The following is a 21,147-nucleotide window of genomic DNA, read 5'->3' as shown; positions in this document are numbered from 1 at the left end:
CACTCGATGAGCACCCCCCACGACGACCCGCTGCCACGGCTCCCCGCGCGCGACGCGCGCGGGCACAAGGGCTCCTTCGGCACGGTCGGCGTGGTGGGGGGGTGTGCGCTCGCAGACTCGCGAATGATCGGCGGGCCGGCGCTCGCCGCGATCGGCGCGCTGCGTGCCGGGTGCGGCCTCGCGAAGCTCGCGATGCCCGAGGGGGTATTGAACGCGGCCCTGACCATCGCGCCGAGCGCCACCGGCGTTGCGCTGCCCACCGAGGACAGCGGAGCCATCGTGCCGCACGAGGGCGCCCGGGCCTTCGACGCGCTGCTGCGCGCGAGCGACTGCGTCGCGATCGGCCCCGGCATGGGCGCCGGCGAGGGCGTCCGTGCGCTCGCCTTCCGCGCGATCAACCAGGATGACCGACCGGTGGTCGTCGACGCCGACGCGATCAACGCGCTGGCGGAGCTGCCCGAGTTCCACCGCGACTTCCGCGCGATGGCGGCGCTCACCCCTCACCCGGGCGAGTTCCGCCGACTCTCGCAGGCCCTGGGGCTCGACCTCGACCCGATCCACCCGGGGACCCGCGCCGACGCCGCCGCGACGCTCGCGCGCACGCTCGGCTGCGTCGTGGTCCTCAAGGGCGCCGCCACCGTTGTCAGCGACGGCGTGCGCCTCTGGGTCAGCGACGCGCAGAACCCGGCCCTCGCGACCGCCGGGACAGGCGATGTGCTCACCGGCGTCGTCGCGTCGTTCATCGCCCAGTTCCACAAACGCCCCATCGTCGCCGGCGAGCGGACCGTCACCAGCGAGGCGCGCGGCGGGCTCTCGCTCTTCGACTGCGCCCGGCTCGCGGTGGCGGCCCACGCCCGCGCCGGCGCCCTATGGGTCGAGTCGCGCGGCGCGACGGGCGGGATGCTCGCGTCCGAGCTGGCCGACGCGCTCCCCCGGGCGGTCGAGGCGCTCCGCGCGGGCTGACCCGACCGCGCGTACGCTCATGCCATGGCCCTGCTCAGCGTCAATGTCGACCATGTCGCCACCGTCCGCCAGGCGCGACGGGGCATCGAGCCCGACCCGGTCCGGGCCGCGCACGACGCCGAGATCGGCGGCGCCGACGGCATCACCGTGCACCTCCGCGAGGACCGGCGTCACATCCAGGACCACGACGTCGATCGCCTCAAGGCGACCGTCGCGACGAAGCTCAACTTCGAGATGGCCGCGACCGACGACATGGTGCGCATCGCGCTGCGCATCAGGCCCGACATGGCGATGCTCGTTCCCGAGGGGCGACTCGAAGTCACCACCGAGGGCGGGCTGCAGGTCGCGGGACACGAGCCCCGCCTTCGCGAGATCGTCGCGCGGCTTCGTGACGGGGGCGTCCCTGTCTCGGCCTTCGTCGACCCGGAAGCGGATCACATCGAGGCGGCGGCGCAGTGCGGGTTCTCGGTCTGCGAGGTCCACACCGGGCCGTACGCCGCGGCGTATCGCGCGAGCGGGGGCGACCTGCGAGCCGAGCCGCTCGCGCGCGAGCTTGATCGCGTGCGCGCCGCGGGCGAGCTGATCGAGCGCAGAGGGATGCGCTTCAACGCCGGGCACGCCTTGAATTATGTCAACGTCGCTCCGATCGCGTCGCTGCCCGGGCTCTGGGAGCTGCACATCGGTCACGCGATCGTCAGCCGCGCGATCTACACCGGCATGCGCGACGCGGTGCGCGAGATGAAGGCCATTCTCACACGCGCGCACGGCTCGGGCTAAGCAGGGCAAAAACGCAGAACGCGGGCCAGCGCAAGCCCGCGTTCCGCGCGTGGTCGCTCGAGAGCATCCACGCGACGCCAGCCGGGGACGACCGGCCGGCGCACACACTGTCGTGCATTTACAGCTTGAACTTGGAGACGAGCTCCTGGAGCCGTTCCGCCTGCGAGGAGAGCGTCGCAGCGGCGGAGGCGGCCTGGGACGCGCCCTCGGTGGACTGCTGGGTGACGGCGTTGATCTGCTCGATGTTCTGCGCAATCTCGGCCACGGCGGAGGACTGCTCCTCGGCCGCCGTCACGATCGTCGCCAGGGCGCCGCCCGCGGATTCGGCGAGCTGGACCCCGGTCCTCACACGCGTGGTGCTCTCGCCCATTTTCTCGACCGCGAGCGATGTGCCGTGCTGAATCTCTTTGATCGACGCGCCGACCTGCTCGGTGGCCTTGGTGGTTCGTTCGGCGAGTTTGCGTACCTCGTCGGCGACGACGGCGAAGCCGCGCCCGTGCTCTCCGGCGCGTGCGGCTTCGATGGCGGCGTTGAGCGCGAGGAGGTTGGTCTGGTCGGCGATGTCGTTGATGACCGAGATAATCTGCCCGATCTCGTCGCCCTTCTTGCCAAGCTCGCCGATCACGCCGGCCGAGTCGGCGACCTCCGCCGCGATCGCGTTGATCTCCGTGATCGTCTGCTCGACGACGGCTTTGCCCTCGGTGCTGGCGTGCGCGACCTCGCGCGACGCCGACGCCATCTGGTCTGTGGACGCCGAGACGCCCGAGGTCTGCTGCGCCTGCTGGGTGAGTCCGGCGGCCATCTCCTCGCTGCTGGCGGCGATCTGCGTCGACGCGCCGGCGACCTGCTGGGTGACGCCGGTCACCTCGTGGATCAGCGCGTGCAGCGAACCGACGAAGGTGTTGAACCACTTGGCCAGTTTGCCCATCTCGTCGCCGCGGTCCAGATCGAAGCGCGAGGTCAGATCGCCCGCGGACACCCGCTCCGCGGCGGCGATGAGCGACGCGATCGGGCGTCCGAGCATGACGCGGAGCAGATACACAAAGCCGACGCACGCCGCGCCCACGAGGGGAAGGGTGAACCCGAGCCCGCTCGTGGTGAATCCTGCGACCTTGGCGTCGAGTGTGTTGAGCGGGACGACGATCTCGTAAGCGCCGTGGGTGTCGCCGACCCTCCAGCCCTCCATCGCGAATCCGAGGGGGTCCTTGCCGTCCTTGTCGGTGTCGTACTCGTTGCCGGGGACGCCGTGGCACATCATGCATGACTGGTCGAGGCGTATGGCGCGCATGTAGTGGAGGGAGTTGGTGGCCTGGTTGACGCGTGCGAGGGTGAGCTCGCCGCCGGCGTTGACCTGTCGCTCGAGGTCGGTAAGGAGTGTTGCTTCGAAGGAGCCGTGCTGCGGCTCGTTGGACTTGTTGCGAGCGTTGAATGCCTGGATGTAGAACTCGATGCCCTCGCGCTGGGCGGCCTTCTCGGCGGTGGTCCATCCGACGACGACGGGGATGGTGTCGAAGAAGCGAGTCTGGGTGTAGGGCCTCCCGGCGGCGACCTGAGCGACGGCCTCGGCGACGAGGGCGTCGGTGTCGACGCTGCCGTTGAGCATGAGGTGCGCGGCGTGAGACTTGGCCTCGTCGGCGACGGCGGTGAAGGCGGCGGCGCGCTCGATGTAGCGAGCGAGCGTGTCCTCGCGGTATCCCTTCAGAAAGACGACGAAATTCACGGTGAGCACGATGAGCATCGTGAGAATCACCGCGCCCACGATCTTGGCGGACAGACCGATATCTCGAACGCGTTGCAGCATTTTCGTCACCCACACATCGGCGTGAGAATACAGACGCAAGGCGTCGCGGCCTTCCCCCGGACCACACTGCCGAGCGAATCGGCCGGGATCAGCCGACGCTTGAGCAATTGCAGAGTAAAATGTCGCAAATACGCCCGCGTGCGCTACGCAGCGGATATGCACGCGAGTATGCGTCGCAATGAGACTCAGCGTGTACTGGCGCCGAAGTTGGTCAGCACCACGTTGAGGTCGGCGAAGTTGACCACGCCGTCGTCGTTCGCGTCGCCCGGGGTCGATCCGGGCTCGCCGGTCTGCCCGAAGTTGCTGAGCACGAGGTTGAGATCGGCGAAGTTCACGACGCCGTCGCCGTTGAGGTCGCCGGGGACGACGCTGAGGATCGCTCTGGCGACGAAGATCCCTGAGCCGTACTCGACCGCCGGGTTGCCGGGGGGGATGAGCGCGGCGCCGAAGACGACATCGCCGTTGTTGTTCACGCCGGGCGAGCCGCCGAACGCGGGATCGCTGGGGTTGTTCTCGCTGATTTGCGCGGGGCCGAGATCGGTCTGCACGATGTCGTCCTGCGTGACGACCTGCACGAGCGACGACCCGTCGCCCGCGAAGACCGCGCGCTTGCCCGCGCCGTTGAAGGCGCGGAAGACCACGAGCCCGTGGTCGTTGGCGGCGGGCCTGAACGACTCGATGTTCGACACCGCGGGGTCGTTGGTCGTCGCGATCGTCACGGTGTTCGCGCCGTCGGAGAGGAACACACCGCGACCGCCCCCGAAGAGGTTCGCGATGAACGCGACGCGCCCGTCGCTGGTGAGCGCGACCGAGTTGTCGAACGCGGTGTAGGGCGAGGCCGGGTTGGAGTCGCGGTCCTCGGCGATGAGCACGGAGGAGCCGTCGCTGTTGAAGATGCGGATCTGGTCGGGGCGCTCGTTGCCCAGGCCGGGCGCGAGGCGAACCTTGCCGGCGATCTGGCGCGCGTCGTTGAAGCCGGGCGTGAACAGGAAGGAGTAGGGAGAGGTCGGATCAACGCCGACCTCGGCGGCGTGCGCGACCTGCTGGCCGGCGCTCCACGATACCCAGATGTTGCCGAGGAAGCCGACGCGCCCGCGGAAGCCGATCTGGCCCAGGTCGTTGACCTGCACGGACGAGAACGCCTCGACGCCGAAGGGGAAGCCGGGGTTGATCAGGACGGTGGCGCTCCCCGAGTCGGGGGCGATGCGGATCACCCCGGAAGGTGAAGCGTTGGACTGGTCGGTGACGATCTCGTTGGAATTGCTGATGGTGGGATCGCCGACGCGCGAGTCCTCGACATTGGGGGAGAAGTAGAGGATGGAGCCCTGCCCGTCGCCGCCGTACCACACGCCCTGAGAGTTCGTTCCGCCGATGACGCCGACGCGAAAGACGACGCGCCCGAGGTCGTTGATCTCGGGGGACGAGTTGGTGAAGAAGGCCGAGTTGGGCAGATTGAAGGCGCCGCTGAAGTTCGCGCGGGCCTGGAGCTGAGGGGCGGCGTACTGGGGAACGCTCGCGCCGGCGATCCCGGCGAGGGAGGCGAGCAGCGCAACGGAAGGCAGGGCACGGATCGTCATGTCGGGTCTCTCTCGTTCGCTCGTGGACGGGCGCGGCGCCGATCGGCGCTCCAGACATGGTAGTCGGTTACCCGCCCGATCCAAGCGGGTTCGGGGGGTTTCGAGCGTGAGACTTCGAGTGTCGTCCGAAAAGAAAGCACGCCGCGGGGGGGTGAGTCCCGCGGCGCGTGATGCTGGGTAAAGAGAGTCCCGGTCACACCTTGAAACGACCAACCAGCGATTGCAGCTTCTCGGCCTCGTCGGAGAGCGTCGCGGCGGCGGAGGCGGCCTGGGACGCACCCTCCGTGGATTGCTGCGACACCGCGTTGATCTGCTCGATGTTGCGCGCGATCTCGCCGACCGCTTCCGCCTGCTCCTGCGCCGCGGCGACGATGCTCGTGAGGGCGTCGCCGGCGCTGCGGGCAAGCTCGACGCCGGTCTTCACGCGCTTTGCGCCGCTGTCCATGCGTTCAACGGCGGCGGTGGTGCCGGTCTGGATCTCCTTGATGGAGGTCCCGACCTGCTCGGTGGCCTTGGTGGTTCGTTCGGCGAGCTTGCGGACCTCGTCGGCGACGACGGCGAACCCGCGTCCGTGCTCGCCGGCGCGCGCCGCCTCGATGGCGGCGTTGAGCGCGAGGAGGTTGGTCTGGTCGGCGATGTCGTTGATGACCGAGATAATCTGCCCGATCTCGTCGCCCTTACGACCGAGCTCACCCACGGCAAGAGCCGAGCCCGTGACTTCTTGCGCGATCTGGTCGATCTCTCGCACGGTCTGCTCGACGACGGTCTTGCCCTCCGTGCTCTTGCGCGAGACCTCCTCCGCCGTGGAAGCCATCTGGTCGGTCGAAGCCGAGACGCGCGTGGTCTGTTGCGCTTGCTCGTTGAGGCCGGCGGCCATTTCCTCGCTGCTCGCGGCGATCTGGGTGGCTGCGCCGGCCACCTGCGCGCCGATGCTGACGATCTCAGCGATCATCGAGTGCAATCGCTCGATGAAGGAATCGAACCAGCGCGCGAGCTGGCCGATCTCGTCCTTTCGGGTGCTCTGGAGCCGCTTCGTGAGGTCGCCCTCGCCCGTCGCGATGTCTTTGAGCAGCGCGACGACGCGGTTGATCTCTCGCGACAGGTCAGAGCCGATGACGAGGACGACAGCGAGAACCGCGACGATGAGCCCGGCTCCGACGCCGAAAAGCCCGCTGGTGCCCCGCGCGATCGCGCTAGACGCCTCGGTCTCGATCTCGGCCGCACGCGCCGCGGCGAGTTCAACGACCCGATCGATTCCGGCGCGATGGCGCTCGTACGCCGCTCGCACCGGGCCGTTCATGAGCGCGACGGCCTCGTCGCGCTGCCCGGCCTGGATCGCCGGGATGAGGCGCTGGTCGCGCAGCGTGAAGAATTCATTGGCCGCGGAGCGGGAGTGGTCCAGGAGCGAGACGCGCATCTCGCCGGGCTCGAGGTGTTCGAGCCAGTGGTTCTCGCGCTCCCGGTACTCGGCGGTGAGCCGGACCGAAGTCTCGGCGAGCATCGCGATGCGCGCCGGGTCGCTCTCGTGCGTCATCTCGAGCGCGACGAGATAGGACTCGATGATGTAGTTCGGCGGCGGGAGGATGTCCGCCAGAAGATCCTTCTTGCTGATGATCGCGTTGTACATGTCGCCGTTGATCTTGACCCGGTTGAGGGTCGAGAAGGCGACGAGCGCGAAGACGCCGAGGCCGCCGATGGCCGCGACAAGGAGGATCGAGAGCTTCGTGCGGATGCCGAGATTGCCGAGCAGCTTCATATGTGTTGCGCCTCTGGATCAGAAGGAGAGCGAGATGCCGATAAACGCGATGACCTCGGACGAGTCGTCGTTGTTGACGGCTTTGAGGTTGTCCCCGAGGAAGAGGGCGTTCACGCCGCCGTACACTGCCCACGAGCCGAAACCGGAGGGCATCGGCAGAGCGGTTTCGAGGCGTACGCCGAGCGACGCATACCCGAAGAAGTCGTCGTCGCCGCTGGCGTCCTGGTAATAGTCGGAGAGACTGAGGCCGACTTCAATCGGGAAGGTGATCGAGAGCGTGCGATCGTGCCCGATGGAGGCGTCGAAACCTGGGCTGATCCCGAGGCCGAGGTAGATGCCGCGATCGGAGTCCGCGCCGTCGGCGAAGTTCGAGCCGGTCTCGAGCGCGAGCGTGACCGAGGGTTGCAGCGCCCACGCACCGAGGAAGTCAGAGTCGTCGAAGCTGACGCCGAAGCTCAGCTCCTGGATGGTCTCGAAAGCGTCGTTGGGGCTGAGGTACCAGGTATAGGTCGCGTCGAGGGTCCACTTCTCCCACGACGCGGTGAGGGAGAAGTAGACATCGGATTCGTACCAGTGTTCGAGGCTGGTGTCGCTGGTCTGCGCTCCGGTCGCCTCGCCGTGGACGCTGTTCCAGGTCCCGGCGCTGAGGGTGAGCACGAACGCGTCGTGCTTGACGAGGTCGGCACCGACGGTGAAGGCCGGCTGAACGATCACGCCCTGATCTTCCTGCAGGATGCCGCGGAAGAAGTAGGCGGTGGTGATCTCGACGGCTGCATCGAAGTGCAGGCGCGATTCGGCGGCGGGCGGCGCGTCCTGCGCCAACGACGGCTGGGCGAGCGCAGTGATCGCGCACGCCAGCGTCAGGCGGGTGTGTGTCTTGCTCACGAATGTGCTCCGGGGGGAGAGCGTCGCGGCGCTCCGCATGTCCACACTTCTCACGCGCTGCGTCGGCAACGCGCCCCCCACGAGCTCATGAAATCGTCAGGTCGTCTGTGGAAAATCACAACGCGCCAAGGCAAATGTGAAGATCAAACCTTTGTGTCCGGAACAACCGTACCTGCTCGCTGGCGCGGAATAACCGCCGCGGACCATGGTCCGCGGCGGCTGTGTGTTGTGGGCAGTGGGCGGGCGATCAGACCTTGAAGCGATTCACCAGCGACTGGAGCTTCTCGGCCTCTGACGACAGCTGCGTCGCGGCGGCGGCGGCCTGCTGCGCGCCCTCGCGGCTCTGCATCGCGACCGAGTTGAGGTGATCGATGCTCTGCGCGATCTCCTGCGTCACGCCGCTCTGCTGCTCGGCGGCCGAGACGATCGCGCTCAGCGCGTCGCCGGCCCGCCGGGCGTAGTCGACGCCGTGCTGCACCTTGTCGCGACCGGCCTGCATGTTCGTGACGGCGGAGGAGGTCTCCTGCTGGATCTCCTTGATGGAGGTCCCGACCTGCTCGGTGGCCTTGGTGGTTCGTTCGGCGAGCTTGCGTACCTCGTCGGCGACGACGGCGAAGCCGCGCCCGTGCTCGCCGGCGCGGGCCGCCTCGATGGCGGCGTTGAGCGCCAGCAGGTTGGTCTGGTCGGCGATGTCGTTGATGACCGAGATGATCTGCCCGATCTCGTCGCTCTTGCGCCCGAGCTCCCCGACCTTATCAGCCGAGTTCTGGACAGCGCCCGCGATCTGCTCGATCTGCTCGATGGTCTGGCTGACGACCTGACCGCCCTCGCTCGAGCGGTTGGCGACCTGGTTGGCGGTCTCCGCCATGCGTTGCGTTGCCTCGGCGACCTGCTGGGTCTGCTCGGACTGCACGGTGAGACCGGCGGACATCTCCTCGTTGGAGGCGGCGATCTCGGTGGCGGCGGAGGCGACGCTCTGCGAGGACTCGGAGACCGCCTTCATGATCTCCTGCACGCGTCCGACGAACGTGTCGAACTGCTGGGCCAGCATGCCGCACTCGTCCTTCGACGAGTCGTTGATGCGGATGGTCAGGTCGCCGTCGCCCTCGGCGACATCGGACATGCGAGCGAGGAGGTTGCCCAGGCGCCGGAACACGCTGAGACAGATGACGGTCGCGAGCCCGAGGGTCAGCGCGAGCGCGCCGCCGCCGAGCGCCAGCGAGACGGTGGTCGCGCTGCGGGTGTTCGTGTCGATGTCGGCGACGATCTGCTCGCGGCTGGCCGCCGCCTCGGTCGTCAGGGCGACGATCCGCTCCTCCATGAGGTTCTGGAGGTCGTCGATGTGCACGCGCATCGTGTCGAACAACTTGATCGATCGGGCGTGGCGATCGGCGAGGGTCGGATCGCTCTTCCCGGCCACGCGATCGGCGACGATCGCCTCCGAGAACCGCTTCCATGCGGCGAAGTCGTTCTCGAACTTGGCGCGGAGCGCGCGCATCTCGTCGTCGAACACCGCGCTGGCGAGCTGCATGCGATCGACGATCTGCTGGAGGTTCTCGGCGTTGAACTTGCCCGCCGCTCGGACGGCCTCGGGCGTGGCGGCCGCCAGGATGTCCTTCTCCGCGATCAGCGCCTGATGGGCGTCGCGGTCCGCGTTGAGCAGGTAGACGATCGATTCATTGAGCGACTCGATCCGCTCGGCGATGTCGATCTCGTGCTCGAAGGATTCGAGCGCAAGCCCGCTGGTCTGGCGCAGCTCGTTCCAGCTGTTGATGTTCGTCGCGAGAAGGGCGACGCAGGGGACGGCCGCGAGGCCAACGATCTTGGTTCGGATGCGCATCGTGGGACACCCTCGGGTGGACTGTGTGTGCGGTTCGGCGAACGGACTCGGGTACCCCATCGGCAGGATCCTGTTCTTGATCGATCGTCGTTGATCCCGTCACGAGCGACCTTGCGGGTCGCGAGGGGACGCTGAAAAGAAAGACGGCGTGGAGGGCGACAGGGCCGTCCACGCCGTTGCGCTGCTGGTAATGTGTGCGCCGGGGTTATCCCCTGCTGAGTCTCAGACCTTGAACTTCTTGACGAGTGACTGGAGCTTCTCGGCCTCTGCGGAGAGCTGCGCGGCGGCGGCGGCGGCCTGGGCGGCGCCCTCGCGGCTCTGCAGCGCCACCGAGTTGATCTGCTCCACGCTCTGCGCGATCTCGATGGTCGCGCTGCTCTGCTGCTCCGCCGCCGTCACGATGCTGCTCAGCGCGTCGCCGGCCTGCTTGGCGTACTCCACGCCGGCGGCCACCTTCTCGGTGCCGCCCTCCATGCGCTGCACCGCGCCCGTGGTCTCCTGCTGGATCTCGCGGATCGACTGGCCCACCTGCTCGGTGGCCTTGGTCGTCCGCTCGGCCAGCTGACGCACCTCGTCGGCGACGACCGCGAACCCGCGCCCGTGCTCTCCGGCGCGTGCGGCTTCGATGGCGGCGTTGAGCGCGAGGAGGTTGGTCTGGTCGGCGATGTCGTTGATGACGGAGATGATCTGCCCGATCTCCTCGCTCTTCTGCCCGAGCGAGTTGACGGCGGCGGCGGAGGCGCGCACCTCGGAGGCGATCTCCTCGATGCGTGAGATGGTCTGCTCGACCACGCCCTTGCCCTCGGTGGACTTGTTGGCGACCTCCTGGGAGGTGGCGGACATCTCCTCGGTGGCGGCGGAGACCTGCGAGACCTGGTCGGCCTGCTCGGCGAGCCCGGCGGACATCTCCTCGTTGGAGGCGGCGATCTCGGTGGCGGCGGAGGCGACGCCCCCGGCGGAGGTGGAGACGTCGGCCATGATCTGCTTGAGGGACTCGTTCATGGAGTCGGTGGCGCGGGCCAGCTCCCCGATCTCGTCGGAGGACTTGAGCTTGAGCGCCTCACGCGTCAGGTCGCCCGCCGCGACGGACTGAAGCACGGAGAGGACCTTGTTGGTCGCGCCGGTGATCGCGCGGATGAGAATGATGCTGACGATGATGGCGATCGCGAGCGCGGCGGTCACCGCGGTGATCGACTTGTTGCGGGTGAACGCCGCGTTCGACGCGAGTGCTTTCTCGACGTCGTGCGTGCGCTCGAGGATGCTCTCGTGAAGCTTGTCGGCGTTCGAGAGCATCGCGATGCCCGCGGGTCCCATGCGCGCCGTGCGGATCTCGGCGAGCTGTGCCCCGTTGGCGGCGAGCGTCTGCACGGTCTGCGTGTAGAAGCGCGCTCCCTCGATCGATTCCTGGAGCCATCGCTTCTGGGTCGGGTGCTTGAGCGTGGCGCCGAGCTCCGACGCGTGCGAGATGAACGCGTTCATCAGCGAGACCGCCTCGGTCGCGCCGTGTGTGTCGTTGGTCTGGAGGAAGCGAAGAGTCGCGAGCTGGGCCTGGAAGAGCCGGTCAAGGTCTTCGTTGACCGCGACAGCTGTAGCGTCGTCGCCGGAGGCGTGCGCGGTCTCGACGATCGCGCTTATGAGGGCGACAAGGCGTGCGCCCGTCGGCTCCAGCTGCGACTGCACGATGGCGGTCTGTCGGTCGCCGAGACTCACGAGCTGCTGGAAGGCGGCCTCGTACTGCTCGAAGCCCTTCCGGAGACCGGCGAGCAGCTCACGGCGCGTGGGGTCTGTCAGCGCGCCTTCGAACGCCACGATGTCTGCCATCGCGCGGCCGGCGTAGGTCGTGACGCGGTCGAGCGAGGCCTGTTCGTTGTCGATCTGGAAGTCACGCATCGCCATCCGTGTGCGGTACGCGTTGAGCTGGAGATCGGCGGCATGGTTCGCGTCGAGGACGATGTCCTCGTAGTCGATCATTAGGGTTTCGCTCTTGTGCATCGCGTCGAGCGACATCGTGCTGACGGTCAGGATGATCGCGGCGAGGGAGCCGAACGCGAGGGTGAGCTTGCTGCCCAGCGTGAACCCGCGCCTGGTGGCGCCGTCGGCGAGCCGGACGCGCCCGAGCCGGAACGCGATCAGGACGACCGCGACCGCGGTGATCGCGGTGACGCCCCAGAGCGCATTGACCAGCGTGTTTGAGGGTTGATCAAGATGATGAAGCTCGGCCGGCGCTGTCTTGGCGGCGGCGGAGCCGAACGCGGGTCGCGTGACGGGTTTGAGCGTCGGTGGCGTGAACGTTCCGGGCTCTCCCAGCGAGGAGGCTCGCTGTGTGAAGACCGCGGATCCCGCCTTGTTCTCGGCGCCCGGGCTGGTCTCGCGCGATGACGCGCTGAGGAACGGGTCGTTGTTCGGCGCTGCCCCGGCCGTGATGGCCGCGGAGGTCACGAGGCACGCCGCGATCGCGAACGCGCACGTTGCCAGGCGCGCTGCGCTGCGCTTCCTGAGGTGAGTCATCCTCGGTCTCCAGTTGTCGCTCCGCCCGTGTGTGTGCGCGGGTGGGAGATGTGTGTGCGGGCAGCGCCTCACGGGAAGTCGCTGCACTGCAGCGGAGATCGGTGCTTGTTTGTCGCGAATTCACCCGGACCGTGGGATGATCAGTCGTCGCGCCCGGATATGCGGTCTGGGCTGCGCGAACGAACACGCCGCGATCCCGTGAAGAGATCGCGGCGCGAGTGTGGACGCCGAATCGTGGCGTGAAAGCGTCGTGTGTTTACAGCTTGAACCGTCCGACGAGCGACTGGAGCTTCTCGGATTCGACGGAGAGCGTCGCTGCAGCGGACGCGGCCTGGGACGCGCCCTCGGTGGATTGCTGGGTGACGGCGTTGATCTGCTCGATGTTCTGCGCAATCTCGTTGACCGCGGCGGACTGCTCTTCGGCCGCGGCGACGATGCTCGAGAGCGCGTCGCCGGCGGATTTGGCGAGGTCCACGCCGGTCTTGACACGCCTGGCGCCCGAGTCCATCCGTTCAACGGCGGCGGTGGTGCCGGTCTGGATCTCCTTGATGGAGGTCCCGACCTGCTCGGTGGCCTTGGTGGTTCGTTCGGCGAGCTTGCGTACCTCGTCGGCGACGACGGCGAAGCCGCGCCCGTGCTCTCCGGCGCGAGCGGCCTCGATTGCGGCGTTGAGCGCGAGGAGGTTGGTCTGGTCGGCGATGTCGTTGATGACCGAGATGATCTGCCCGATCTCGTCGCCCTTCTTGCCAAGCTCGCCGACGACGTTGGCCGAGTCGGTGACCTCGCGGGCGATCTGCTCGATCTCGCCGACGGTCTGCTCGACGACTGTCTTACCCTCGATGCTCTTGCGCGAGACCTCGTCGGCGGAGGCGGCCATCTGCTCGGTGGAGGCAGAGACGCGGGTGGTCTGGTCGGCCTGCTGGGTGAGCCCGGCGGCCATCTCCTCGCTGCTGGCGGCGATCTGGGTGGCGGCGCCGGCGACCTGGGTCGTGACGCCGCGGATCTCGCCGATGAGCTTGTGGAGGTTGTCGAGGAAGGTGTTGAACCAGCCGGCGAACTGCCCGATCTCGTCCTTGCGGTCGAGCTTGATGCGCTTGGTCAGGTCGCCGTCGCCGGTGGCGATGTCCTTGACCATGGCGATGAGCTGCGTGATGGGCTTGGTGAGCAGCGCGCGGAGGAGGAAGGCGAAGGCGACGCACGCGCCGACGACCAGTGGCACGGTGATCCACAGCCCGTTGGTGATGAAGCCGGCGACGTGGGCGTCGAGTGTGTCGAGCGGGACGACGATCTCGTAGGCGCCGTGGGTGTCTCCGACCCTCCAGCCCTCCATGGCGAAACCGAGGGGGTCCTTGCCGTCCTTGTCGGTGTCGTACTCGTTGCCGGGGACGCCGTGGCACATCATGCATGACTGGTCGAGGCGGATGGCGCGCATGTAGTGGAGGGAGTTGGTGGCCTGGTTGACGCGTGCGAGGGTGAGCTCGCCGCCGGCGTTGACCTGCCGCTCGAGGTCTGTGAGGAGTGTTGCTTCGAAGGAGCCGTGCTGCGGCTCGTTGGACTTGTTGCGAGCGTTGAATGCCTGGATGTAGAACTCGATGCCCTCGCGCTGGGCGGCCTTCTCGGCGGTGGTCCATCCGACGACGACGGGGATGGTGTCGAAGAAGCGAGTCTGGGTGTAGGGCCTCCCGGCGGCGACCTGGGCGACGGCCTCGGCGACGAGGGCGTCGGTGTCGACGCTGCCGTTGAGCATGAGGTGCGCGGCGTGGGACTTGGCCTCGTCGGCGACGGCGGTGAAGGCGGCGGCGCGCTCGGAGTAACCAGCGAGGGTGTCACGCTCGTAGCCGCGCACGAAGACGATGTAGTTGACCGTGACCACGGTCACGAGCATTGTGACGGTGATCGCAATGATCTTGACGGGGAGCGAGAGTCCACTGAGGAAGCGGCGCATGTTCCGATCTCCGGCTCAACCGATGCGCGAGCGTCTGGGCCGCGCTGCCCACCTCAGAACAGATGAGGTACCCCGGCGTCCGGAAGGGAGAATCGGATGGATCGGGGCGATGATTCGGTCGCGCCGAGGACAAAGTCATTGCCGGTGTGCATCCGGCGTCGGCGTGGCGGAATCCGTCAAGCCCGGCGCGGCTCACCGGCCAATTCTGGCTGAAATACGCCCATCTTTGGGGTGCATATCCTGAGTGCTCGCCGTTCGCGCTTGCCGCGGCGGCGTCGTCCCCACTTCCCGTCAGGAGCAGCGTCGCGATGAGTTCGGATCATGCCGTTCGTACCGAGAAGGACACCATGGGCGAGATGCAGGTCCCGGCCGACGCGCTGTACGGCGCGTCGACGCAGCGGGCGGTGCTGAACTTCCCGGTGTCCGGGCGCCCGGTCCCCGAGGCGATCATCCACGCGTACGCGCTGCTGAAGGCGGCGTGCGCGACGGTGAACCGCGACCTGGGCCTGCTCGACCACGCGAGGGCGCAGGCGATCGTCGACGCGACGGGGCGCCTCGAACGGGGCGACCTGCCCGGCGGGGTTATGCGTCACTTCCCGGTGGATGTGTTCCAGACCGGGTCGGGCACCTCGACCAACATGAATGTGAACGAGGTGGTCGCGAACCTGGTCTGCGTTGCCAAGGGCGCGCCGATCGGGTCGAGCAAGAACGCCGACTACATCGGGCAGGGGGGCGTGCACCCCAACGACCACGTGAACATGGGCCAGTCGAGCAACGACACCTTCCCGACGGCGATGCATGTCGCGGCGGCGGTGCGGATCAAGGCGGGGCTCATCCCGGCTGTGGAGCGCCTCGCCGACGCGCTGGACGCGAAGGCGGCGGCGTTCATGGACATCATCAAGATCGGGCGCACGCACCTGCAGGACGCGACGCCGATCCGCCTGGGCCAGGAGTTCAGCGGGTACGCGGCGCAGATGCGCATCGGCGTCGAGCGCCTGCACGGGGCGCTCGAGGGGCTGTGCGAGCTCGCGCTGGGCGGGACGGCGGTGGGCACCGGCATCAACACGCACCCCGAGTTCGGCGCGAGGGTGGCGGCGGCGCTGGCGAAGAGGACCGGCGTGCCCTTCAGGGAGGCGCGGAACCACTTCGAGGCCCAGCACGCCAAGGACGCGGTGGTCGACGCGAGCGGGCGCATCCGCACGGTGGCGATCGCGCTGTCGAAGATCGCCAACGACATCCGCTTCCTGGGCAGCGGGCCCCGCTGCGGCATCGGCGAGCTGAAACTCCCGGCGGTGCAGCCGGGCTCGTCGATCATGCCGGGCAAGGTGAACCCGGTGATCTGCGAGAGCGCGATCATGGTGTCGTGCCAGGTGATCGGGAATGATGCCGCCATCGCGGCGGGCAATATGGGCGGGGTGGGCAGCGTGCTCGACCTGAATGTCGCGATGCCCATGATGGCGGACAACCTGCTGTCGTCGATCCACCTGATGGAGAAGGCGTCGCACATGTTCGTCGACAACCTGCTGGAGGGCCTGCAGGCCGACGAGAAGCGCTGCGCCGAGCTGATCGAGGGGTCGCTGGCGATGTGCACCTCGCTGGTGCCGGTGATCGGCTACGACAAGTCGGCGGCGCTGGCGAAGCGGGCGTACGCCGAGGGCAAGACGGTGCGCCAGCTGGCGCTGGAGGAGAGGGTGCTGCCGGCGGAGGAACTCAACCGCCTGCTGGACCCGGCGAGCATGACGAAGGCGGGGGAGTGAGGGTCAGCGGCTAATATGATTAGCCCGTCCCGAGCGTGAGAATTGTCGACCGGCCATTCCATAGTAATATGACCTAAGTTGCAATGCGCAGAAAACCGACCCGAAGGCATGGGGTCGGCAGGACGGGGAATTGTCTCAGAAACAGACAAATCTAACCTGTGTGTACTGCGCGCCATCCTCGCAGGTCTTGATGACTATCTGAGGCGTAGGATTATTCGCGCAGCAGACCGCAGAGCACAAGAGAGGTCGAAAACACTCCAGGGTTTCAAACACCCATTGATTACAGACCCAGTAGCCAATGGTTCCTCCAGCACAGCAAATAAATGCCGTGTCACACGGCGCGTCTGGATTGAAGCAGAAGCCGAGGGGGCGTTGAAAACCGTAACAATTGTCCGCGGGTTCGATAATAATGCTGCCGGGACCAAGGCTACATGTCCCGAACTGGACGCCGACTTCAAATCCAGGGCTGTCGCAATAGATACAGACATCAAATGAAGACGGGCAGTCAATAATCTGCGCATCGGATGACGAAAGAAAACCTGTCGTAAAGACAAATGCGGCCGCGATGGCGAGTGCGAGCATCTTGTGATGAAAGACGTTCATAAATCTACTCCTTCATGTCCGGATTGGGTGTGCAGTATCGGTCTGCCGGGGGCTCCGGTCGGGCTCGTTGGGCTTTGAACGGGGGGGGTTAATTCGACCGTTGTGTGTCCAGCGGCATGCCCATCCACGAAGGCGACATGATGCATCTCATTCGACACGGGAACATTGAGATGGACCAGCAGGCCTTTTCGGCTGGGATGTGCGATGTCAGTCAGTCGCAGCGTTCTGAAGAAGTTCGCTGCGCCGGCTAGACTATTGGATGGGGGCGGGTCTGTCCAGAGTGACGAAGATGTAAACATGGTTGGGCTATAGAAAAAGGAGGGTTCCACAATCCTTCCCGCCTGGGCAGGAATGCTTGGATCGTCTGCGACAGTCTGTCGAAACGCGGTTGTCCAGTGCTCCGAGCGGCGTCCGTAATGGACGGCAAAGTATTCTTGCCAATTAATACTTAGCCCCCAGTAGAGCCCCTGAAACAGCTGGGTCGGCGGGTTTGGCAAGTCGCGATGCGTTCGAGTGTAAAGTGCGGACTGGGGTGACTCGAGATTCAGCAGTTTGCTGTCATTTTCGACACTCCATGCATAGAAATCCTGGGCACTCATCCGCAGATTGTTGATATTCATCGCGGTCAGGGATTGTCCCCGCACCCCTCGGATGGTGATGACGAGGATCGTGGTCAGCACGACCGTTGCGGCGACAGTGACGAGGAGTTCCAGCAGCGTGACGGCGCGGCGGCGCGCGGTGGCATCTCTCATGACGCGATCTCCGGAAGGGGAGCGGCGGGGTGGTCGGCTTCGGCGCCGGAATGCGCTGGGGAAGCGGCGCGTGGTGACGCCAGCAGGAGCGCGCCCGACGCGACGATCATCGCGCCGGTGAAGGCGACCCACCAGCCGGGGTGGAGGGGTGTCTCGGCGACGGCGGCGCCCATGCAGCCGCAGGGCGGGGCTGGGGTGTCGCGCGTCAGGGTGAGCGCGTGAAAGGTGAGAAAGACCGAGGAGGCGACCAGCGCGGCTCGCGCGGTCAGCCGATCAGCGGCTTTCGCGAAGAGGGCGAGGGCCAGGATAATCTCGGCCGCGCCGAGCGCCATGACGACGCCGGGGGCGACATCGAGGCGCACCATCGCGGCGAGGAACTCGGCGGTGGGTGCAGGGTCACGCAGTTTCTGGATGCCGGCGTACCCGAAGATCAGGGCCAGCCCGGCACGACACATCCCGAGAACGAGGTCCGGACACCTCATGGTCGTTTGCTCCTTTGAACTGAGGACAAGGTACCACAAGGAGGGGGGGCTGCAAGGGAGTCCGAGAATTTTCTTTCGAGGGCGGTTCGCTACACTCCCCGGCATGCACACGACGCGGCTGGCGAGGTTGAAGATCAGGGCGTGGCTGTCGCTCCTGGGCGTGCCCATCGCGACGGCGGGGGTGCTGTCGCTGCTGCCCGGGTGGTTCACGCTCCCGATGATCGGCGTCGCGGCGTGGGCGCTCATCGCGCTGCTGGGCGGGTCGACCAAAGCGATGGCGGAGCCGGTGTGCTGGACCTGCTCGACGGACCTGCGCGACCACCCGACGACTGCGTACGGCGTGGTGTGCCCCCACTGCGGCACGGTGAACTGCTTCGACGCGGGCAACGAGGTGTTCGAGCCGGGGGAGTGTGCGCTGCCGGTGTTTGAGGAAGAGAGCGCGGAGCCATCATCGGTATCAACGGAAGAGTCGGCTTCGCGCTGAGGGCGTACGAAGAAAGACAGAGGTTAGGAAGGGAAGCCCGGAGGTTGGGTAGCCCTCATCCCGGCCCTCTCCCATTCGGCTGCGTCGAATAGGAGAGGGAGCCGGACAAGAGCCCGGGTCACTGCTGCGCAGATGCCCCGGGGCACCGGAGAGCAGATGAGTGAAGCCCGGAGGTTGGGTAGCACCACACTTCGTGTGGTGGCGCCGGGATACCTGCGGCGTCAGATGTCGAGCATCTTGACTTCGAGGGCGTGGTCTTCGATGAACTTGCGCCGGTCCTCGACGTTCTCACCCATCAGAAGCGAGAACATGCGGTCGGCTTCGCCGGCTTCGTCCCAAGTGACGCGGACGAGCGTGCGTTTGTCGTAGCGCATGGTGGTGTCGGCGAGCTGGTCGGCGTCCATTTCACCCAGCCCCTTGAAGCGTTTGACCTCGATGCCGCGACGCCCGAGTTCGAGGAGCGCGTCGAGGATGGCCGGGACATTGGGCGCGTCGTAGTGCTTCCAGGATTCGGCGGGCGACGCGCCGGCGTCGGCGTTCGCGTCGTCGGCGCTGTCGGCGTCGCTTTCCCTGGCGGCCTTCTTCGCGGCGCGGGACGGGGCGCGCCAGGCGAACTTGGTGGGGAGCAGTTCGCCCGTGACGGACTCCTCGCGGACGAGGGCGTAGTCCTCGATCTCGAGGCCCAGTTCGCCCAGGGTCTTGATGAGGGACGCGATCTCGCGGTTCTCGTGGAGTTCGCGCAGCGTCGCGGCGGGGCGGTTGTCGGTGGGGATCGCCTCGGTGGCGTCGGTCGCGCCGGCGACATCGGCGATGCGCACCTTGTGTTCGGTGGCGAGCTGGCGGCCGTGGTCTTCGCCCCAGGCGAAGAGCTCGGCGCCCTCGATGTCGGGCTGGTCGCCCGTGGTGGCGAGGGTGCGCCAGGAGAGCCGGTGCGAGGGGAGGCGGCGCTGTCCGGACGGGTCGCGCTCGCGCGCCTCGAGGAGTTCGGGGAAGCGGATGCCGCGGCGCTCGACGATGTCGACGAGCTCGCGCAGGCGGCGCAGTTGCTGGACGAGCCGGCGCGCGTTGTCGCCCTCGATGGTGCGAAGGACGGGGGGCGGCCCCTTGGTCTCGTGATTGGCGATATCGCGCACGAGGAGGGAGGCGCCGGCGAGGCCGAGGTCGATGAGGACATCGGCCATCTTGGACTCGTTGAGCACATACTGCACCTGCCGGCCGCGCGCGATCTGGTAGAGCGGGGGCTGGGCGATGAAGATGCGACCGCGCCGGATGAGCTCGGGCATCTGGCGGAAGAAGAAGGTGAGCAGGAGGGTGCGGATGTGGGAGCCGTCGACGTCGGCGTCGGTCATGATGATGACCTTGCCGTAACGGAGTTTCGCGCTGTCGAAGTCTTCGCCGATGCCGCACTTGAGGGCCTGGATGAGCGTGCGGATTTCTTCGAATCCCAGGACCTTGTCGAGCCGGGCCTTCTCGACATTGAGGAGCTTGCCGCGCAGGGGGAGGATCGCCTGCGTGACGACATCGCGTCCCTGCTTGGCGGACCCGCCCGCGGAGTCGCCCTCGACGATGAAGAGTTCGGACGCTTCGACATCCTTGGTCTTGCAGTCGGCGAGTTTGGTCGGCAGCGAGCCGGAGTCGAGCGCGCTCTTGCGCCGGGTGAGTTCGCGCGCGCGCCGCGCTGCCTCGCGCGCCTGCGCCGCGAGGACGCCCTTCTGGCAGATGCGCTTGGCGTCGGCGGGGTGCTCTTCGAGCCAGGTCTGGAGTTTCTCGCCCACGATGGAGGAGACGAAGCCCTCGACGTCGGTGTTGCGGAGTTTGCCCTTGGTCTGGCCCTCGAACTGCGGGTCGGGCAGTTTGACGGAGACGACGGCGGTGAGGCCCTCGCGCAGGTCGTCACCGCTGGGCATCGGGTCTTTTTCTTTGACGATGCCGGATGACTTGGCGTAGTTGTTGAGGACGCGTGTGAGGGCGGTCTTGAAGCCGGAGAGGTGCGTGCCGCCGTCGACGGTTTTGATGTTGTTGGCGAAGGAGAGGAGGAGTTCGTTGTAGCCGTCGTGGTACTGGAGCGCGACCTCGCAGGCGAGGTTGCTGGCCGGGTTCTCGCCCTTGAGGAAGATGGAGGGGGTGTAGGTGTTCTTGGCCTCGTTGAGGTGCTCGACGAATTCGAGGACGCCGCGCTCGAACTTGTAGGTGTCGTCGCGGGGCTTGCCGTCGGCGCCGACGCGCTCGTCGATGAAGCGGATCATGACGCCGGGGTTGAGGTACGCGAGTTCGCGCAGGCGCGTCGCGAGCACGGAGGCGTCGAAGGTGGTGTCGGGGAAGATCTGGTGGTCGGGCTTGAAGGTGACGGCGGTGCCCGACTTGCGCGGCGAGGCGGGGTCGATCTCGGCGACGACGTGGAGGGGCTTGTCGACCTTGCCGCGCTCGAAGGTGATGAGGTGGATCTTGTTGCTGCGCCGGACCTCGACCTCGACCCATTCGGAGAGTGCGTTGACGCAGGAGATGCCCACGCCGTGGAGGCCGCCGGAGACCTTGTAGGCGGAGCCCTCTTCGCCGAACTTGCCGCCGGCGTGGAGGATGGTCATGACGATCTCGACGGCGGGCTTGCCGTTGAGGGCGGGGTTCTCGTGCTTCATGGGGCCGACGGGGATGCCCGAGCCGTCGTCGATGACGCAGCAGGAGCCGTCGGCCTGGATCTTGACGGTGACGGAGGTGGCGCGCCCGGCCATGCACTCGTCGATGGAGTTGTCGACCGCTTCGTAGACGAGGTGGTGGAGCCCGGCGAGCCCGGTGTCGCCGATGTACATGCCGGGGCGCTTGCGAACGGCTTCGAGCCCCTCGAGGACCTTGATCTGGTCCTCGGTGTAGTTCGAATGCGAAGGCCGATCGGCGGCGTTGGGGGCGTTCTGGGTGTCGGGCATGGTCGCTCGTGGAGGGGGCGGGGCGGGCCGCTGGAAGGGGCGTCCGGAGGGGAGGAGAGGAGCCTCGGACAAGTCGAGAATGATAGGCGAAAGAGG

Annotated in this window: 15 protein-coding genes; 4 read left to right on the top strand and 11 right to left on the bottom strand. The window is 67.1% G+C overall.

Translation table 11 applies throughout. From position 1 onward, the window contains the following. Positions 1–6: 6 nt before the first annotated feature. Positions 7–963, top strand: a complete 957-nt coding sequence (locus KF684_03235) for an NAD(P)H-hydrate dehydratase (GenBank protein MBX3351922.1) — start codon at positions 7–9, stop codon at positions 961–963. 24 nt (positions 964–987) lie between these two features. After that, positions 988–1,740, top strand: a complete 753-nt coding sequence (locus tag KF684_03230) for a pyridoxine 5'-phosphate synthase (GenBank protein ID MBX3351921.1) — start codon at positions 988–990, stop codon at positions 1,738–1,740. Between the two features lie 118 nt (positions 1,741–1,858). Here KF684_03230 and KF684_03225 read toward each other — a convergent pair whose 3' ends face one another. The 7 genes from KF684_03225 to KF684_03195 form a co-directional block, all read right to left on the bottom strand. Next, positions 1,859–3,541 (bottom strand): methyl-accepting chemotaxis protein, encoded by a 1,683-nt coding sequence (locus tag KF684_03225; GenBank protein MBX3351920.1) that lies wholly within the window; start codon positions 3,539–3,541, stop codon positions 1,859–1,861. A gap of 185 nt (positions 3,542–3,726) precedes the next feature. After that, on the bottom strand, positions 3,727–5,118 hold the full coding sequence (locus KF684_03220; GenBank protein MBX3351919.1) for a hypothetical protein: 1,392 nt from the start codon (positions 5,116–5,118) through the stop codon (positions 3,727–3,729). Between the two features lie 193 nt (positions 5,119–5,311). Next, the gene (locus KF684_03215) at positions 5,312–6,874 is read right to left on the bottom strand and encodes a methyl-accepting chemotaxis protein (protein MBX3351918.1); all 1,563 of its coding nucleotides are present in this window, start codon (positions 6,872–6,874) and stop codon (positions 5,312–5,314) included. Positions 6,875–6,892: 18 nt separating this feature from the next. Next, positions 6,893–7,759 carry a hypothetical protein gene (locus KF684_03210; GenBank protein MBX3351917.1) on the bottom strand — a complete coding sequence of 289 codons (867 nt, stop codon included), beginning with the start codon at positions 7,757–7,759 and terminating at the stop codon, positions 6,893–6,895. A 247-nt stretch (positions 7,760–8,006) separates the two neighbouring features. After that, positions 8,007–9,599 (bottom strand): methyl-accepting chemotaxis protein, encoded by a 1,593-nt coding sequence (locus KF684_03205; protein MBX3351916.1) that lies wholly within the window; start codon positions 9,597–9,599, stop codon positions 8,007–8,009. 222 nt (positions 9,600–9,821) lie between these two features. Next, positions 9,822–12,107, bottom strand: coding sequence for a methyl-accepting chemotaxis protein (locus KF684_03200; GenBank protein MBX3351915.1), 2,286 nt, complete (start codon positions 12,105–12,107; stop codon positions 9,822–9,824). A 256-nt stretch (positions 12,108–12,363) separates the two neighbouring features. Then, on the bottom strand, positions 12,364–14,052 hold the full coding sequence (locus KF684_03195; protein MBX3351914.1) for a methyl-accepting chemotaxis protein: 1,689 nt from the start codon (positions 14,050–14,052) through the stop codon (positions 12,364–12,366). 308 nt (positions 14,053–14,360) lie between these two features. Here KF684_03195 and KF684_03190 point away from each other — a divergent pair, with 308 nt between their 5' ends. Next, positions 14,361–15,809: a class II fumarate hydratase gene (locus tag KF684_03190; GenBank protein MBX3351913.1), complete on the top strand. Its 1,449-nt coding sequence runs from the start codon at positions 14,361–14,363 to the stop codon at positions 15,807–15,809. A gap of 135 nt (positions 15,810–15,944) precedes the next feature. Here the strand turns inward: KF684_03190 and KF684_03185 are convergent, their stop codons facing one another. The 3 genes from KF684_03185 to KF684_03175 are packed head-to-tail and all read right to left on the bottom strand — an operon-like array spanning position 15,945 to position 17,646. Next, the gene (locus KF684_03185) at positions 15,945–16,412 is read right to left on the bottom strand and encodes a hypothetical protein (GenBank protein ID MBX3351912.1); all 468 of its coding nucleotides are present in this window, start codon (positions 16,410–16,412) and stop codon (positions 15,945–15,947) included. Further along, positions 16,409–17,164: a hypothetical protein gene (locus KF684_03180; GenBank protein ID MBX3351911.1), complete on the bottom strand. Its 756-nt coding sequence runs from the start codon at positions 17,162–17,164 to the stop codon at positions 16,409–16,411. The genes KF684_03185 and KF684_03180 overlap by 4 nt, the downstream gene beginning before the upstream one ends. Further along, positions 17,161–17,646 (bottom strand): DoxX family membrane protein, encoded by a 486-nt coding sequence (locus KF684_03175; GenBank protein ID MBX3351910.1) that lies wholly within the window; start codon positions 17,644–17,646, stop codon positions 17,161–17,163. The genes KF684_03180 and KF684_03175 overlap by 4 nt, the downstream gene beginning before the upstream one ends. A 103-nt stretch (positions 17,647–17,749) precedes the next feature. Here KF684_03175 and KF684_03170 point away from each other — a divergent pair, with 103 nt between their 5' ends. Beyond that, a complete protein-coding gene (locus KF684_03170) occupies positions 17,750–18,130 on the top strand; it encodes a hypothetical protein (GenBank protein ID MBX3351909.1) in 381 nt (126 codons plus the stop codon). A gap of 221 nt (positions 18,131–18,351) precedes the next feature. On the opposite strand, the gene KF684_03165 is transcribed toward KF684_03170, so the two are convergent. After that, the gene (locus KF684_03165; protein ID MBX3351908.1) at positions 18,352–21,051 is read right to left on the bottom strand and encodes a DNA gyrase subunit B; all 2,700 of its coding nucleotides are present in this window, start codon (positions 21,049–21,051) and stop codon (positions 18,352–18,354) included. Positions 21,052–21,147 lie beyond the last annotated feature (96 nt).

It is taken from the genome of Phycisphaeraceae bacterium, assembly GCA_019636675.1.
Lineage (GTDB): Bacteria > Planctomycetota > Phycisphaerae > Phycisphaerales > UBA1924 > JAHBXC01.
This window is presented reverse-complemented; position numbering and strand designations above follow the sequence as displayed.